The organism is Alcanivorax sp. HI0007 (assembly GCF_001635525.1).
GTDB lineage: Bacteria > Pseudomonadota > Gammaproteobacteria > Pseudomonadales > Alcanivoracaceae > Alcanivorax.
In genome coordinates this window covers 1-225 of sequence record NZ_LWEJ01000152.1, presented here as the reverse complement: position 1 = coordinate 225, position 225 = coordinate 1, and the positions used below count along the sequence as shown (strand labels likewise).

The following is a 225-nucleotide window of genomic DNA, read 5'->3' as shown; positions in this document are numbered from 1 at the left end:
TTCGAGTTCTTCGTGCAGCCGGGCAGCATGCTGGGCAGCGACAGTGCCCAGCAGCATTACATCAGCAGTAACTACACCCATGTAGCCCGGGATCTCAACGCACGCCAAATCAATGTGGTGGCGCAGATGCTCGCGCACCGGGAGGAAGACGGCACGGATCGCTACAGCTTTTCCTGTAATCCGGAAGTGACCCTGGATTTGATGCCTCTACTCAAAGCGCGCCGG

1 pseudogene is annotated in these 225 nt (G+C 58.2%); it reads left to right on the top strand.

Annotation, left to right across the window (positions count from 1 at the left end):
* A pseudogene (locus A3714_RS18020) lies at nt 1-225 on the top strand (acetyl-CoA hydrolase); the annotation flags it as partial.